We start from the raw sequence: 13,880 nt of genomic DNA on the forward strand, positions 1-13,880 counted from the left end.
CGCAGAGGAATGCAAGATGTATCGGTTAACGACACGATCTATAGAAGTCACTGTTGAGCCATTTTACATGGCTGAGGAATCCCATCCTGAAGAGGACCAGTATTTTTGGGCCTACACTGTCGCTATCCATAATAAAGGCAGTGACCGCGTACAGCTGCGCTATCGTCATTGGAAGATTATCGATGGCACGGGCAACACTCAGGAAGTGCGCGGCGCAGGCGTTGTGGGTGAAGAGCCGGTCATCGAGCCGGGAGGTTCGTTCCAGTACACCTCTGGCTGCCCGCTAAACACCCCCTCTGGCATTATGTCCGGTGACTATAAGATGCAAAAGGACGATGGTGAGTATTTCGAAGTCGAAATTCCGGCCTTCTCACTAGACCTTCCCAATGCCAAGCGTACACTGAACTAGCCAGCCAAGGTTCGTGCAAAGTCGTGAACCGCGCTGAATGGCAGCTTTCAGCCAGCAATTGCTTCAGGTTATAGTGTCTGCTGTTACAAAGCAGGCATTGACTTATCAGGCATGGTTTACCGTTTATCCAGCAAGCAGCTTTCGCAAATTCTGGCGGAACATCACCCCGTTTCCAGAGGTGCGATCAATAACATCTACAGCGTAGAGATTGACGGGCGGCATTGCTGTTTACGCGTTCGGGCACGGCCGGAAATTTTCGCCTATGAGCACGATATGCTCAAAGAGCCTGTCCTGCTGCACTTCTGGCAGGCAATTGGTGATGAAATCGACGCCGAAGCTGCCCTTGATCTAGCACTCCTAAATCGCACTTCAAGCCTGCCTAATCTTCAGAACAGCATAATGCCGACGCTTCATGTGGCCGATGAAACCAAACAGGCCATTGAGCACCTTTACACCATAAGCGATTGGGTAGAGGGGCAGGGGCTTGCTAGAGCCAACGAGCTAAACAACTATCGGCAAGCCGGTACTTATCTCGCCCGCTTGCATGACGTTAGCTTCAAGCGTTTCCGCAATCGGTTCAACGAACCGTGGTTGGAAGCTCCTGCTTGGAAAGACACCATGCTCGCCTCCCTAAAGCTGGTTCCCAATGTCGATATGGCGAAGGTCGAGGCAGCAGCAGACTATCTTGAGGAAGTGCCGAGCAGCTTCACACTGGTGCACAACGACTTTCACCCTATGAACCTCATCGTGGGTGAACAAGGCTTGAGTGTTGTTGATTGGGATAATGCCGTCATCAGCGTGCCAGAAATGGATCTGGTAAAGATGAAGTATTGGACATGCGCAGGTGACGATGGCGTGTTCAAGCCTTGTGCAGAGCGCTACAACGCTTTCTTGAATGCATACCGAGACAGTGGCGGCTTTTGTGATGCAAAGCGCCTGCGCTTTTGTGAAATCATCTGGCTCTTGCGAATTATCGCCTTTGACGGCACCCGCAAAGCGCAAGGGGCAAATCTCTTCCCATTCCCAGACCCGCAAATCTATGTTGAGGCGCTGGGCGCTCTCATGGCGCAGGAAGCAGCTTGATAGGGCAGGGTGAGAGCGGCGCACAGCGGCGCCGCAATTTCTTTTAGATCGTGCGGTAACGAGCCTGCACGCCGCGTTCAATCGCAGCAATTGTCAGGCGGTCCAGCTTTAGACGGTCGCGCAGCATTTGCAGCATGCGTAGCTCTTCCTGCTTCAAGGAGAGGTCAGAAGCTGCAACTTCCACACCCAGTGCATAGGCAGTATCGTGCAGTTTTTCAGGAAGGGACGCTGCGATCAGGTCAAGCGTATCGCTCAGGCCGTTGTCCGCGCCCATACGCTCGGCGCATTCCTGACTCACGGTTACAAGGCGGTCCTTGTCAAAGTTACGGAACACTGGAAGTGTTTTAACAATCTCGCCAATGGCTAGGAGTTCAGCATCGTTCATACGGCTGTCAGATGCGGAAACCATAACCATAACGTGGATGAGCGCCTCGGTGGCGGGTAGCTGCTTGGACATCATAAAACTATCTTTCATTTCAAGCGCAAAACGTTTTTGTCCGGTAAAAACGCCCCATTGGAGCACGGGTAGTTTTCCAGCGACAACCATTCAATTCGCAGAATATGGTGTCGATCATTGACGAGCGCTAGTTATTTCCTTAAGTTTCGCGCGCTTTGGTATGGCTTCACTCCGAAAAATAAGCCATTTTCAAAGCTCTTCTTATCATTTTAACAACAGAAAGCCGATGGTTTAACGCCATGACCAATACATCTTTGCCGCAGCTTGATCTCAGCCCCGAACTTATCGAGGCGGCCCAGGTTTCTAAAGCCTGGCCGTTTGAAGAAGCGCGCAAATTGGTCAAACGGTTCAAAGACAAACCCAAACAGGGGCCCGTCTTGTTTGAGACGGGCTATGGTCCATCCGGTCTGCCACACATGGGCACATTCGGTGAAGTAGCGCGTACCACCATGGTGCGTACCGCATTCCGCTTGCTTACCGAAGACAAGATCGAGACCAAGCTCCTGTGCTTCTCTGACGATATGGATGGTTTCCGCAAGGTGCCAACCAACGTGCCAAATCAGGACCTGCTTGCCCAGTACATCGGTAAGCCGTTGACCCGCGTGCCGGATCCATTCGGTGAATACGAGGGCTTTGCACAGTCCAACAACGCAAAGCTGATGGCGTTCCTCGACCGTTTTGGTTTCGAGTATGAGTTCGCATCTGCTACCGATTACTACACCTCCGGCCGCTTTGATGCTGCGCTTCTGCGCATGCTGGAAGTGTACGACGAGGTGATGGCAATCATTCTGCCAACGCTTGGTGAAGAACGTCAGGCAACCTATTCTCCGTTCCTGCCAGTTTGCCCACGCACCGGCGTGGTACTGCAGGTGCCGATGGTTGACCGTAATGTTGAAAAAGGCACCGTAACCTACATCGATCCGGAAACCGGTGAACGTGTGGAAGTGTCTGTAACCGGCGGTAACGTGAAGTGCCAGTGGAAGGCAGACTGGGCGCTGCGTTGGTACGCGCTTGGCGTTGACTACGAAATGGCCGGTAAGGACTTGATCGACAGTGTGACGCTGTCCAGCAAGATCTGTAAGGCTCTGGGAAAACCTGCGCCTGAAGGCTTCAACTACGAGCTGTTCCTAGACGAAAAAGGTCAGAAGATCTCCAAGTCCAAGGGCAACGGTCTCACCATGGAAGAGTGGCTGGCTTACGCTAACGAGGAAAGCCTTTCGCTGTTCAACTTCCAGAAGCCGAAAACCGCGAAAAAACTGTACTTCGACGTAATCCCTAAAGCGGTTGACGAGTACTTCACTTACCTCGAAAAGTTCGAGGGTATGTCCGCAGACCAGAAGCTGCAGAACCCTGTTTGGCACATTCACTCCGGCAACCCGCCGAAAGTGGACATGCCAATCAACTTTGCAATGCTGCTTAACCTTGTTTCTGCTTCTAACGCAGAAAACAAAGGGGTTCTGTGGTCGTTCATCTCCCGCTACGCACCAGGTGCTAGCGCTGCAACCCACAAAGAGCTGGACGCTCTCGTTGGTTACGCAATCCGCTACTACGACGACTTTGTTAAGCCGACCAAGCAGTTCAAAGCGCCGGATGAAGTTGAAGTTGCAATGCTTGAGGCGCTGGATAACACCCTCAGCAAGCTGGAGCCGGGCACTGATGGTACCGATATCCAGAACGCAATTTACGACATTGGTCGAGGTATTGAGCGTTACCAGAACACCCAGAAACCTGGCCCTGATGGCCGACCTGGTGTGGCGCAAACGTTCTTTTCCGCGATCTATCAGGTACTTCTGGGACAGGAGAAGGGCCCACGCTTTGGTTCCTTCGTTGCCCTCTACGGCATTGACGAGACCCGTGAGCTAATTGCAAAAGCTCTTGCAGGAAAGCTCGGAAACTGATGAATTAGCCCCCTCGGTCATGCGAGGGGGCTTTTTTAATGTACTTACGCGCACTTCTATCGCTTCCACTATTCCCGCTCTACGCGGTTGAGGGTATCCGCACCCGTATGTCTACTCCTCGGCTTAGGCCCGGGAGAGGCACTGTCTATGGAAGCATAGCAGGTAACGGCGAGGCGCTACGCCTGCTGGTGATTGGCGATTCAACGGTGGCTGGCGTTGGCGTTGATAGCCTTGAAGATGCATTGCCCCACCAAATCGCAAAGGCATTGAACGCGCAAACAGGCCGCCCTGTTCATTGGCGTGCTGCCGGATGCAACGGAGCAACCTCCACCCAAGTCCGAGACCATGCTCTGCCTCATACCCCTCAGGACGATTACACCCACGTCTATTTGAGCTGCGGCTTTAACGATCTGAAGAATTTCAAGACAAAGAAAAAGTGGAAAGATGGCTTCGGCGGGCTGCTTTATGCCGTTCGTGTGCGATATCCGAACGCCAATGTTTACTGGTCGCAGATGATGGAGCCGCATTTAATGCCTGCTCTTAAACCGGGTCTTGCCTTCGTGCTGGGTCTTCGCCGCCAGATGATCAACGATATGGGTAATGCCTTGTGCGAGGAACGCGGTGCCCATTGGATTGCTCCTATGCCCGATACTGGGCCGCAGCACTTTTCAAGAGACGGCATTCATCCATCTCTTGAAGGTAATATAGCTTGGGCCAATCACGTGACCGAGTTCATCTCCGCAAATGAAGCTGATGAGCTGCTACCGGAAAATGAAGAGCGGAAACTGAGCGTTTAAGCTGCCCCCGTGACACTTCGTTAAGCCCAATACACGTTCTTTGGTAGGGCAGCGGCATTGTAGCTGCCTTACGCTCAACTTCATTCAATCTGACCAATACGCGAAAGAAAGGGCTAAACCTTTTCTGGAAGGGTTTGCTTGGATAGATGACTGGCCCCTTCCGGCTTACATCATGCCCGCCTTTAAAAGGCGATTAGGCTCAATGGGCTAGTTGCATCTTTTCCATTTCGGCAAGGCGTTCAGCACCTCGTGTGCGGCTACAGCTTTGCCCAATAATGGAGAATAACAATGAATGCCAAGCCAGTCGTAGCTGCGGTAATCGCGTTTTCTATGGGCTATGCCGCCCAAATCAACATCCCCGTTAGTTCCTCTCACGCGCCTTTGCGTATTTCTGTGCCAGAAGTAAATGCAGACCCTGCAGTGCGCGGACAAGCCCGCCGAACCTCCCGCAGAACCTCGCGGCGCGTCAATCGCCGCCAGTCAGTAGCTGGCTGTACGCCATACAACGCCTATTACAACTGCGGCGGTGTTTATTACCGTCCTGTCGTAGAAAACGGCACCACCGTATACGTCGTTGTGAACCCATAAGCGCGATTGCAGGAGGAAGTTATGAAGCAATCCCTTTTCATTAGCGCACTCAGCGCAGGCTTACTTATCATCGCATCAATCGGGGCAGCATCATCGCAGCCAAAGGTCAAAGGCGTGCTGGAAGCTTGTGAAACAGAGCGTGCGACTTTCTGTGAGCAGGTGGAGCCGGGCAATGGTCGCCTGTTTGCCTGCCTTTATGCCTATGAAGACAAAATTGGCGATGAATGCTCGGCATCCATTACGGATATGGCTGATGCAATCGATCTGCTGTTTGCGAGCGCAAGCGAGGCGTTGGCAGTTTGCGCGCCGGACATTGAAAAGCTCTGCTCAACCGTGGAAGCAGGCGGCGGCCGCATTATCTCCTGCCTGAGCGAGAAGGCAGAAGAGGTTTCTCCAGAGTGCAAAAGCGCCGCTGGATCGTTCGCTAAGAAATACGGCCTTACTGATACTGATAAAGCCAAGTGATGTAGTTGCCCTCTCTCCCAACCAAAAGAGGGCACTATGCTTTAATCAAACGGCTGCGGAGTAGTTCTGCAGCCGTTTATTTTTGCAGCTTTGCCGCCCACTGGAACAAAAACGCCACGAACACGCCAGCGATAATGCCAAGGATCGACTCGACAAGACGCAGGACGGAGTTGAGGACTGGGTCTATGTTGGAAACTGTCGAGACGATGATAATCACCGCTAGGGTGATGTTTGCTAGTTTAACGTGGCGGGTAAGGCCGAAAATAACGCAGGTACAGGTGTTTAGCATAACCAGCATGGCAAAGCTTGCTGCGCTGAAGGGCAGATAAAGCAGATAGGGCGCTGCGAAAATACTGCCAATAATCGAGCCGATTATCCTGTCTCTGGCTGCTTGCATGTTCTGCGCAAGGATATCTGGATCAGAAACCACAATGGCTGAAATTACCGCCCACAATCCGCCGATGAGAGCTGTTTCGGGGTGCATTGCAAGGCTGAAATAATAGCCTGCCAAATACGCAAGAAGCGCTGTTAGACCGAACTTAACGCCGGTCCGCAATATCAAAGCCATTGTGTACCTCCACAGGTCACGGCAAGAACAAAAGCACAAAGTAGACGATGAACAGCACCAGATGGACGGCACCGTTCAGCACATTTGTTCTATTACCGCTGAATGTGATGAGGCTAAGGACAAGTGTAAGAATAAGCAGCAACATGTCTGTATTCTTCACGCCTAGAACAACATGGATGTCGACAATCCACCCAACGACAAGCACAGCGGGCACAGTCAGGCCGATGGTTGCCAAAGCCGAGCCAAGGCAGATGTTGACCGAGCGCTGTAACTGGTTTTTAAGCGCTGCCTGAAAGCTGCCCAATCCTTCCGGTGTCAGTACCAGCAAAGCGACCAGAACGCCGCCGAGAGCCGCTGGCATTGCGTACATATCGATCGCTTCATCCACTAGTACCGCGAGCTGCTTGGAGAGCAGAACAATGGGCAGCATGCTCATGATGAGGAAGATCGCGTGGTAACTCGTCGAGTGTACCTCGTCGATATCGTGATCATCGTCCTCTTCAAAGCGCAAAGACCCTTGTTCCTCTTCCTCTCCTAGAAGGAAGGGTAGGGCGATGTTTTTCTGGCTTCTGGGGTCCTTGAAGAAGGCCGTATGCCTAAGGCTCTGGGTTGCGAGAAACACCCCGTAAAGCGCCATAATGATGAGCGCAAAGGCAACCTGCTGCCCCGTTGAAAGGGAGGCATCTGGCGTGGATGTGGTGTAGCGCGGCAGAATGAGCGAAAACGCGGCAAGTGGAATGAGTACCGCAAGGAATGAGCGGGCCCCTTGCGTGTTGAAGGGCTGTTCGCCGTAGCGCAAGCCGCCAAGCACCAGAGATAGGCCAACCATCCCGTTCAAAACGATATTCAGCACTGCCAGCATAGTATCGCGGGCCAAAGCGGCGTTGCTTGCGCCTGTCAGCATTATCGAGACGATCAGCGAGACCTCAATACCAATCACCGACAGGGTGAGGATAAGCGTGCCGTAGGGCTCCCCCAGCTTGATAGCAAGGCAGTCGGCGTGGTGCACGACCCGAAACGCGCACCACAGCATGGCGATAAACAGCCAGATGAAGCTGAGGATCTTCGCAGTATAGCTTGCAGCCTCTCCAACGAGAGACGCGGAGAAACTGTAAAAAATGGCTGTCGTGATAATTCCAAAAAGGAAGCAGGCTTCATGCCTTGTTATTCTTGTTAGTGTGCGCATACACAGGAAACTCCTTGCGCTATTGGGTCGTGGAAGTGTTTTCCCCCGCAGGCTTCCAGAGAATAGGTGGCTCTGTTTGAATGAGAATTTGGTTTTCGTCCGCTGTGGTGGCTATTGGCGGATTGGTTGCCGCTGGTACGATGAATTCGGAGGACGCAACTGGGCTTTGCCGTGCTTGCCAGATGCCTTTTTGTCCGTCCTTGGCGACTTTGGACAGAAGCTTGACCTTAAGTGGTGCGCTCTCGCTGGCATGAGCCCAGCCTTGAGATAAGAGCCACTCCGTCACGTCCTGCTCCCCACGTTTGCAGCGAACGTAGATGTGCGCATCTGTTGGGCTGTCTGTTTTGGAGCAAGAGATAGCCATTTGCAGCAGGAAAGCGCGAAGGGCCGTACGGGCTCTCATGCCACAGGGCCACTGGCCACCCATGTAGCTCTTGCAGGTTTCCTCGATTGTTAGCGGCTCTGCATTGATCAGGCGGTAACGCTTGTTTTTGAACATAAACGTCGCCCCATCCAGCACCATTGGGCGGCGAACAACAAAGGTGTCTTGCGGCTCTTCCTCTACCTTTTTGCTGGCAGCTGAAATGCGCATCAAGCCATCGGTTGTTGGAGGGGGAGGAGATATGCCATCGCCAGTGATCTGCCGCAGCTGATCAGGCTTTTGCACCATCTGGGGCATGCGAGCCTGTTCCTTTTGCGGTTCCGGCTCTGGCAAAGTGGAGGGCTTATATAGGATTACGGCGGAGCCGTCTGGCTGAATGGGCTTATCAGTGCTTTGCAGGGCAAGGGTGCCAAGGGCGGCTATGCCTACTGCGCAAACAAAAAGAGGAATGATAACCCGTTTCATGGTTGCGGTGACCCTGCCTTCTCCAACTCATCATTGGCTGGCCCACCGAACCCTAAGCGCCCATTCAAGCTGCGAGGTCTCGATCTCCAGAGGCGGATCACAAGACTGAAGTCCTCGGAACGTGTAGGCGCCCAACTTTTCGCTTAAGAAAACACGAAGAAGCGGATCGCGGCCTTGCCGTTTAAAAATGACCTTGTCGCCCCGCCGTAAAGATGTGTCCTGCGAAACGATCAGAATCTGTCCATCAGCGTAATATGGCTCAAAGTTATTACCGTAAACCTCAACGGCAAAGTATTTTTCTGCGTGTTTAACCGGAAAAGCTATGTAGCTAGCAGTATTTACAATGGTTATATTTGCAGTGCCTTGGGTTTTTATATCAGTAATATCTTGAGATGATATGCAGGGTACCGCAAGGCTACCGCTTGTTGGCGCTGTCTCCGCTTCCGGCTGGGAGCAAAGGCCAAGAAATTGGGCGAGGGTTGTACCGGTAACATCCAGCACCTTGCTGAGAGACTCTGTCGATGGCCACCGCTTCCTGCCATCAGCCGTTATGCGCTTCGACTTGTTGAAGGACGTGGTGTCAAGGCCGGCAAGCTTTGCAAGGCCGGAGGGGCTTAACTGGTTTCGCCGCGCAACTTCATCAATACCCTGCCAGATAGCCTCGTGTGAAAGCATGGAACCTGTCGTGTCTTCATCCATATTTCTACTCATTAAGGGCTTGCATTTGGCAGGAGTTTGCCAGTAGGAACTCTGCAAACGGGGACTCACGCAGCCCCGATAGACAGGTTAAGGACCAATATGTCCCTGATTTACAAGATTTCAACCGTTGATCTTTGGCAAATTGCTGAAAAGACGAGGGTTTTTGAAGGTGCACCCATCGATTTTCAAGATGGGTATATTCATTTTTCCAGCAAGGACACAGTTAAAGAGACGGCTGCCAAGCACTTTGCAGGGCAAGACGATCTGCTGCTTGTCGCGATTGATGAAGATGATCTGCCAGAGGGGAAACTCGTTTGGGAGACCTCTCGCGGCGGCGCATTGTTTCCGCACCTTTATGCCCCGCTTTCGCTTGATGCTGTGAGGTGGGTAAAGCCGCTGCCATTGGGCGCGGATGGTCAACATATCTTTCCGGAGCTGTAAATGTCCCTTAGCCGTCTCGCCAGTAAGGTTGGCTTAAAAGCCCTGCATAGGTTGGATGCCGAGCAAGCACACAACGCCACGATCTCTTTGATGAAAAAGGGGCTGGTAAAAGGCTGTTCGCCTAAGGCTGATCCTCGTCTTGCCTACCAACTAGGGGACCTTAGCTTTGCCAATCCGCTTGGCATGGCGGCTGGCTTTGACAAGAACGCAGAAGTTCCTGCTCCGCTCTTCAAACTCGGGTTTGGTTTCGTGGAAGTGGGCACAGTTACGCCCAAGCCTCAGGTCGGTAACGAAAAACCGCGCAACTTCCGCCTAGCTGCCGACAAGGCTGTCATCAACCGCTACGGCTTCAACAATGATGGGCACGACATCGTTCATGCTCGCCTCAAAATGTTGAAACAGCGACAGGGCGTGTTGGGCATCAACATCGGCGCAAATAAAACGGCAGAGGATAGAACTGCTGACTATGTGCTGGGTGTTCACCGCTTTGCAGAGCTTGCGGACTATCTGACGGTCAATATCTCCTCACCGAACACACCGGGCCTTCGCGACCTTCAGGCCAAAGCGCCTCTGCTTGACCTTGCCAAGCGCGTTCTGGAAGCCAGGGATGAGCAGGCGCAGAAAATTGGGCGCAGTGTGCCTGTTTTCCTAAAAATCGCGCCGGATAACTCCGAGGAGCAACTGGAAGATATTGTTTCTGTCGTGAAAGAGAGCGGCATTGACGCAATGATCGTGTCCAACACCACGATTACCCGTCCAGACACCCTCATCGAGAAGGCGATTGCAAAACAGGCAGGTGGCCTTTCAGGCGCTCCGCTCTTCCGCCTTTCAACGGTAACGCTGGCAAAGGTTCGAAAGCTGGCAGGCCCAGAACTGCCGATTATCGGCGTTGGTGGCATCAACAGCGGCCCTACCGCTTGGGCCAAGATCACCGCAGGTGCAAACCTGCTTCAGCTATATTCCAGCCTTGTGTTTGAGGGTGCGCCGCTTATCGCAGACATTCTTGAATACCTGTCCAAGCAGGTGGAAGCAGAAGGACTTGGCTCCCTGCAAGAAGCCGTCGGCAAAGACGTTGATGTATGGGCCAATGAAGAGCTGGTCTAAGTTAGCCCATTTCCCAAATTATCCTGAAAGACCAAGGGCGGCGTAGTGCCGCTCTTCTCGTTTGAAGCAGCGGAACGTCAGCGTTATGCCGCGCATGCTTAGGAAAACAAGCAGGCTCAACCAAAGGCCGTGATTTCCAAAGAGCGGAAAGAGCACGTAGTAGCAAACGAGGAACAGGCCGAGGGAAACCAGCATCATGTTGCGCATGTCGTTTGACCACGTCGCACCAATGAAAATGCCATCCATCTGGAACGCAAGGTTACCCGCAACGGGCGTGAGAACTGCCCACATCATGTAGGTGGCAGCCACTGCACGGACCTGCTCGTTGACTGTCATCAGGCCGACGATATTCTCGCCAAACAGCCAGAAGAACAGCGTTAAAACGCCTGCTGTGCCGAAGCCCCACTGGATTGATAGACGAACGGATTTGCGGAAGGCTGGTCTGTAATTCGCGCCAATTGCCCGCCCTACAAGCTGCTCTGCTGCAACTGCGCTGCCGTCGAGAAAGTATCCGGCGATGAGGAAGAACTTCTCCAAAATAGCATTGGCCGCCAGATAAACGTCGCCCTGATCTGCGCTTCTTGCGGTGAAGAACGAAAGCGCGAACAGCAGCGTGAACGAGCGGATCATGATGTCTCGGTTAAGAGCCATCACGGAAAACAGCTTGGAGCGATCCAAAATTGCAGCCAGCGGTGCTTTGGGAATGCCGCCAAGACGGTGAACCACCACGGCTATGCCAAGCAGAAGTGTGAGCCCTTCACTGATTACGGTAGCATAGGCAACACCCGCAATGCCAAGGTCTAATACCAGCACAAACAGCACGCTGAGGCCAATGTTGAGGCCGTTCAATACCGTTTGTAGTAGCAAGCCGGTCTTGGCCATGCCTAGGCCTAAGAACCAGCCAAGTACAACGAAATTGGCTAGCGTCAGGAAGGCGAAGTAGACACGAATCGAGAAGTATTCACGCGCGGCAGTTTGCACCTCCGGCGAGCCGCCAAGCAGCTCTAGCCCAACTGTTAGAACAGGGGGGTGGATAACTGCGATAAGTAATCCAGCACCCAATCCAACCGCCAAGGCGCGTAACAGAACCAGCTTTAACTCGTCGTTTTCATCTGCTCCATAAGCCTGCGCTGTAAGGGCAGTCGTGCCTGAACGAAGGAAATTGAACGTAACGAAAACAAGGTCAAACAGCACGGAGCCGACCACAAGGCCGCCGAGTAGCGCAGCGTCACCCAATTGACCAATCACAGCGGTATCCACCAAGCCGAGCAAAGGCGTGGATAGGTAGGCGAGGGTCATTGGGATGGCGATCTTTAGAAATTCACGGTTCGTAACGCGAAAAGGACGCTGTATCGGCCTTGTCAAGCAGGTCACCACACTTACAATCTAAGTTAAGGGCCACTGCGTACAATGAGAGGCTTTGAAAGACAAGCTCTAACTGACGCGAGGAAATTCGAATTCGGGAAAACGCTTAAGTGCGTTGTCATTGGGTGAAATCATGCGGCTGCCTATCGTTCATCATCCTGCATACACGGCGGATATCCCAGCATCCCATCGCTTCCCCATGCTCAAATTCAAGGGTGTCGCAGATTGCTTGCGCAGCAAGGGTCTACTGGATGGCACCAATGAGTTTCAGCCCGAACCAGCCAGCAAAGAAGATCTCCTAAGAGCGCATAGCCCATCTTATGTCGATCAGGTTTTGGCAGCTGACGTTCCCGAGCTTATCGCTAGGGAAATTGGCTTTCCTATGACGCAATCGGTAGGCTTTCGCGGCCGCTGTGCGACCGGCGGCACGATCATGACGGGCCGCCTTGCGCTGGTGTATGGCATGGCCTGCAACACTGCTGGCGGCTCCCATCATGCCCGCTACGAGCACGGCGCTGGCTTTTGTGTCTTCAATGATGTTGCTGTCGCAATCAGAACCCTTCAGGCGGAAGGGCTGATTGAGAGAGCCCTCGTTATTGATCTTGATGTACACCAAGGCGATGGCACCGCTCAAATTTTTGAGCATGACCCCACGGTGTTCACTCTGTCTATCCATGCGCAGAAGAACTATCCGGTCCGAAAGGTGCCGAGTACCTTCGATATTGGCTTGCCCGATAAGACGGGAGATGAGGCCTATATGAAGGAGCTCGGCCTGACGCTGCCATTGGTGCTTGAGCGGGCACGGGCTGACATCGTTTTTTACAACGCGGGCGTTGATCTTCATAAAGACGATAAGCTGGGAAGGCTAAGCCTCACTGATGAGGGTCTCGCGCGTCGCGATGCCTACGTTATTAGCCTTGTCCGCCGTCACGGCTTGCCTCTTGCGGGCGTACTGGGTGGTGGCTACGACGAAGACATCGACAGGTTGTCAGAGCGGCATACGATTTTGCACCAAACCGCCATGCAATACATGCAGACCCGCGAGGATGATCGCGTCAGTCCACTTTGACCTTGGCGCCGAGAGAGCGGCACAGGATCTGGTCCTTGTCGATGAGTTGGTGCTTGATCGTACCTGCTACATGAAGCGCGATGCAGAATATGAGCGTGTATGCGCAGTACCAGTGTAATGACATATAAAACTGGCCGTTCGCCCGATCTCCATTACCAAACGCATTGCTTGCCCATTCACCCATCAACGGGGTGATGATAGCGAGCAGAAGCAGCATAGTGTGAACCAGATGCGATATACCGGTGAGCGCAGGATGTTGTGAGCCAAGCGACTTGGGATAGCCATTCACACCGCGCCATATAAGGCGGAAGGAAGCTGCCCAAATAACCCAGTACCCGATTGTCTTATGAATACCCATAATGGCTGATCGCTCCGGCGTGCGAGGCTTCAGAAAGAAATCAGCATAAAAATACAAGCAGATAGCGGCCAATATGCCAGCGGCTATTCCCCAGTGCAGCAGAACTGTCAAAGGTGAGAAGCGTGCTTTCCTATCAAACATTTCGACTCCCGAAGGTACGTTTTCGGGAGTATCCACCTAGTAAAAGTGCAGTGATAGACGCGCTACTACCTATGCCTGCACGTCAATCCCGACGTGCCTGCAATATGCGCGACAGCAGCCAGATTGGCACAACAATCACAGCGCCTAGCAGGAAGTAGGAGCCAAGACGCTCGATTGCATCAAAGCCCATATGCCAGATACGCATCACAAAATCGCGGATGCCGTAGAGGAGATCTATCGGATAAAGGTTCAACGCAGATAGGATGATGCCAACGATAAAGGACAGAAATAAAAGGCGCAGTGCCACACGGCCCGGAGAGCCTCCAAGAAAACGGTTTAGTTGGTTTTTGTCCATTGTCGTAGCCTAGCGCAATTCATGTTACATGAAACTATATAGGTCTGTGC

17 protein-coding genes are annotated in these 13,880 nt (G+C 52.9%); 9 read left to right on the top strand and 8 right to left on the bottom strand.

Annotated features, from left to right (window positions below; genetic code table 11):
- Positions 1–16 precede the first annotated feature (16 nt).
- Together apaG and E1162_RS16180 are read left to right on the top strand one after the other, a co-directional pair.
- Positions 17–409, top strand: a complete 393-nt coding sequence (apaG, locus tag E1162_RS16175; RefSeq protein WP_155133287.1) for a Co2+/Mg2+ efflux facilitator ApaG/CorD — start codon at positions 17–19, stop codon at positions 407–409.
- 111 nt (positions 410–520) lie between these two features.
- Positions 521–1,492, top strand: coding sequence for a phosphotransferase family protein (locus E1162_RS16180; RefSeq protein ID WP_155133290.1), 972 nt, complete (start codon positions 521–523; stop codon positions 1,490–1,492).
- A gap of 43 nt (positions 1,493–1,535) precedes the next feature.
- On the opposite strand, the gene E1162_RS16185 is transcribed toward E1162_RS16180, so the two are convergent.
- Positions 1,536–1,967 (bottom strand): tellurite resistance TerB family protein, encoded by a 432-nt coding sequence (locus E1162_RS16185; protein WP_155133293.1) that lies wholly within the window; start codon positions 1,965–1,967, stop codon positions 1,536–1,538.
- A 221-nt stretch (positions 1,968–2,188) separates the two neighbouring features.
- Between E1162_RS16185 and E1162_RS16190 the strand changes: the two genes are divergently transcribed.
- The 4 genes from E1162_RS16190 to E1162_RS16205 all read left to right on the top strand — a co-directional run bounded on the left by E1162_RS16190 (position 2,189) and on the right by E1162_RS16205 (position 5,697).
- Positions 2,189–3,847, top strand: coding sequence for a lysine--tRNA ligase (locus E1162_RS16190; RefSeq protein WP_155133296.1), 1,659 nt, complete (start codon positions 2,189–2,191; stop codon positions 3,845–3,847).
- 38 nt (positions 3,848–3,885) lie between these two features.
- Positions 3,886–4,644 (top strand): SGNH/GDSL hydrolase family protein, encoded by a 759-nt coding sequence (locus E1162_RS16195; protein ID WP_155133299.1) that lies wholly within the window; start codon positions 3,886–3,888, stop codon positions 4,642–4,644.
- A 288-nt stretch (positions 4,645–4,932) separates the two neighbouring features.
- On the top strand, positions 4,933–5,232 hold the full coding sequence (locus E1162_RS16200) for a hypothetical protein (RefSeq protein WP_155133301.1): 300 nt from the start codon (positions 4,933–4,935) through the stop codon (positions 5,230–5,232).
- 21 nt (positions 5,233–5,253) lie between these two features.
- Positions 5,254–5,697 (top strand): cysteine rich repeat-containing protein, encoded by a 444-nt coding sequence (locus E1162_RS16205; RefSeq protein WP_155133304.1) that lies wholly within the window; start codon positions 5,254–5,256, stop codon positions 5,695–5,697.
- A 76-nt stretch (positions 5,698–5,773) separates the two neighbouring features.
- Here E1162_RS16205 and E1162_RS16210 read toward each other — a convergent pair whose 3' ends face one another.
- From E1162_RS16210 to E1162_RS16225, 4 genes are read right to left on the bottom strand one after another with little or no spacing between them, the layout of a single operon-like run.
- Positions 5,774–6,265, bottom strand: a complete 492-nt coding sequence (locus E1162_RS16210) for an FUSC family protein (RefSeq protein ID WP_155133307.1) — start codon at positions 6,263–6,265, stop codon at positions 5,774–5,776.
- Positions 6,266–6,281: 16 nt separating this feature from the next.
- Positions 6,282–7,451, bottom strand: coding sequence for a calcium:cation antiporter (locus tag E1162_RS16215; protein WP_155133310.1), 1,170 nt, complete (start codon positions 7,449–7,451; stop codon positions 6,282–6,284).
- 19 nt (positions 7,452–7,470) lie between these two features.
- The gene (locus E1162_RS16220) at positions 7,471–8,298 is read right to left on the bottom strand and encodes a thermonuclease family protein (RefSeq protein ID WP_155133313.1); all 828 of its coding nucleotides are present in this window, start codon (positions 8,296–8,298) and stop codon (positions 7,471–7,473) included.
- Positions 8,299–8,328: 30 nt separating this feature from the next.
- The gene (locus E1162_RS16225) at positions 8,329–9,009 is read right to left on the bottom strand and encodes a S24 family peptidase (protein WP_155133317.1); all 681 of its coding nucleotides are present in this window, start codon (positions 9,007–9,009) and stop codon (positions 8,329–8,331) included.
- Positions 9,010–9,096: 87 nt separating this feature from the next.
- Between E1162_RS16225 and E1162_RS16230 the strand changes: the two genes are divergently transcribed.
- Positions 9,097–9,438 (top strand): DUF952 domain-containing protein, encoded by a 342-nt coding sequence (locus E1162_RS16230; protein ID WP_155133319.1) that lies wholly within the window; start codon positions 9,097–9,099, stop codon positions 9,436–9,438.
- The gene (locus tag E1162_RS16235; RefSeq protein WP_155133323.1) at positions 9,439–10,542 is read left to right on the top strand and encodes a quinone-dependent dihydroorotate dehydrogenase; all 1,104 of its coding nucleotides are present in this window, start codon (positions 9,439–9,441) and stop codon (positions 10,540–10,542) included.
- An 18-nt stretch (positions 10,543–10,560) separates the two neighbouring features.
- Here the strand turns inward: E1162_RS16235 and E1162_RS16240 are convergent, their stop codons facing one another.
- On the bottom strand, positions 10,561–11,841 hold the full coding sequence (locus E1162_RS16240; RefSeq protein WP_155133326.1) for an MATE family efflux transporter: 1,281 nt from the start codon (positions 11,839–11,841) through the stop codon (positions 10,561–10,563).
- 199 nt (positions 11,842–12,040) lie between these two features.
- Here E1162_RS16240 and E1162_RS16245 point away from each other — a divergent pair, with 199 nt between their 5' ends.
- Positions 12,041–12,976, top strand: a complete 936-nt coding sequence (locus tag E1162_RS16245; protein WP_155133329.1) for a histone deacetylase family protein — start codon at positions 12,041–12,043, stop codon at positions 12,974–12,976.
- Here the strand turns inward: E1162_RS16245 and E1162_RS16250 are convergent.
- Both E1162_RS16250 and E1162_RS16255 read right to left on the bottom strand, forming a co-directional pair.
- On the bottom strand, positions 12,963–13,475 hold the full coding sequence (locus E1162_RS16250) for a cytochrome b (protein ID WP_155133332.1): 513 nt from the start codon (positions 13,473–13,475) through the stop codon (positions 12,963–12,965). The two genes, E1162_RS16245 and E1162_RS16250, sit on opposite strands and share 14 nt — an antisense overlap.
- An 82-nt stretch (positions 13,476–13,557) precedes the next feature.
- A complete protein-coding gene (locus E1162_RS16255) occupies positions 13,558–13,830 on the bottom strand; it encodes a DUF6460 domain-containing protein (protein ID WP_155133335.1) in 273 nt (90 codons plus the stop codon).
- Positions 13,831–13,880 lie beyond the last annotated feature (50 nt).

Origin of the sequence: Pseudovibrio flavus (genome assembly GCF_009711345.1) — a bacterium.
Classification (GTDB): domain Bacteria; phylum Pseudomonadota; class Alphaproteobacteria; order Rhizobiales; family Stappiaceae; genus Pseudovibrio; species Pseudovibrio flavus.

Excerpts from the sequence above, each read along its gene's own strand:
- apaG (WP_155133287.1), top strand. The coding sequence starts at position 17 with ATGTATCGGTTAACGACACGATCTATAGAAGTCACTGTTGAGCCATTT.
- E1162_RS16180 (WP_155133290.1), top strand. The coding sequence starts at position 521 with ATGGTTTACCGTTTATCCAGCAAGCAGCTTTCGCAAATTCTGGCGGAA.
- E1162_RS16185 (WP_155133293.1), bottom strand. The coding sequence starts at position 1,967 with ATGAAAGATAGTTTTATGATGTCCAAGCAGCTACCCGCCACCGAGGCG.
- E1162_RS16190 (WP_155133296.1), top strand. The coding sequence starts at position 2,189 with ATGACCAATACATCTTTGCCGCAGCTTGATCTCAGCCCCGAACTTATC.
- E1162_RS16195 (WP_155133299.1), top strand. The coding sequence starts at position 3,886 with ATGTACTTACGCGCACTTCTATCGCTTCCACTATTCCCGCTCTACGCG.
- E1162_RS16200 (WP_155133301.1), top strand. The coding sequence starts at position 4,933 with ATGAATGCCAAGCCAGTCGTAGCTGCGGTAATCGCGTTTTCTATGGGC.
- E1162_RS16205 (WP_155133304.1), top strand. The coding sequence starts at position 5,254 with ATGAAGCAATCCCTTTTCATTAGCGCACTCAGCGCAGGCTTACTTATC.
- E1162_RS16210 (WP_155133307.1), bottom strand. The coding sequence starts at position 6,265 with ATGGCTTTGATATTGCGGACCGGCGTTAAGTTCGGTCTAACAGCGCTT.
- E1162_RS16215 (WP_155133310.1), bottom strand. The coding sequence starts at position 7,451 with ATGCGCACACTAACAAGAATAACAAGGCATGAAGCCTGCTTCCTTTTT.
- E1162_RS16220 (WP_155133313.1), bottom strand. The coding sequence starts at position 8,298 with ATGAAACGGGTTATCATTCCTCTTTTTGTTTGCGCAGTAGGCATAGCC.
- E1162_RS16225 (WP_155133317.1), bottom strand. The coding sequence starts at position 9,009 with ATGAGTAGAAATATGGATGAAGACACGACAGGTTCCATGCTTTCACAC.
- E1162_RS16230 (WP_155133319.1), top strand. The coding sequence starts at position 9,097 with ATGTCCCTGATTTACAAGATTTCAACCGTTGATCTTTGGCAAATTGCT.
- E1162_RS16235 (WP_155133323.1), top strand. The coding sequence starts at position 9,439 with ATGTCCCTTAGCCGTCTCGCCAGTAAGGTTGGCTTAAAAGCCCTGCAT.
- E1162_RS16240 (WP_155133326.1), bottom strand. The coding sequence starts at position 11,841 with ATGACCCTCGCCTACCTATCCACGCCTTTGCTCGGCTTGGTGGATACC.
- E1162_RS16245 (WP_155133329.1), top strand. The coding sequence starts at position 12,041 with ATGCGGCTGCCTATCGTTCATCATCCTGCATACACGGCGGATATCCCA.
- E1162_RS16250 (WP_155133332.1), bottom strand. The coding sequence starts at position 13,475 with ATGTTTGATAGGAAAGCACGCTTCTCACCTTTGACAGTTCTGCTGCAC.
- E1162_RS16255 (WP_155133335.1), bottom strand. The coding sequence starts at position 13,830 with ATGGACAAAAACCAACTAAACCGTTTTCTTGGAGGCTCTCCGGGCCGT.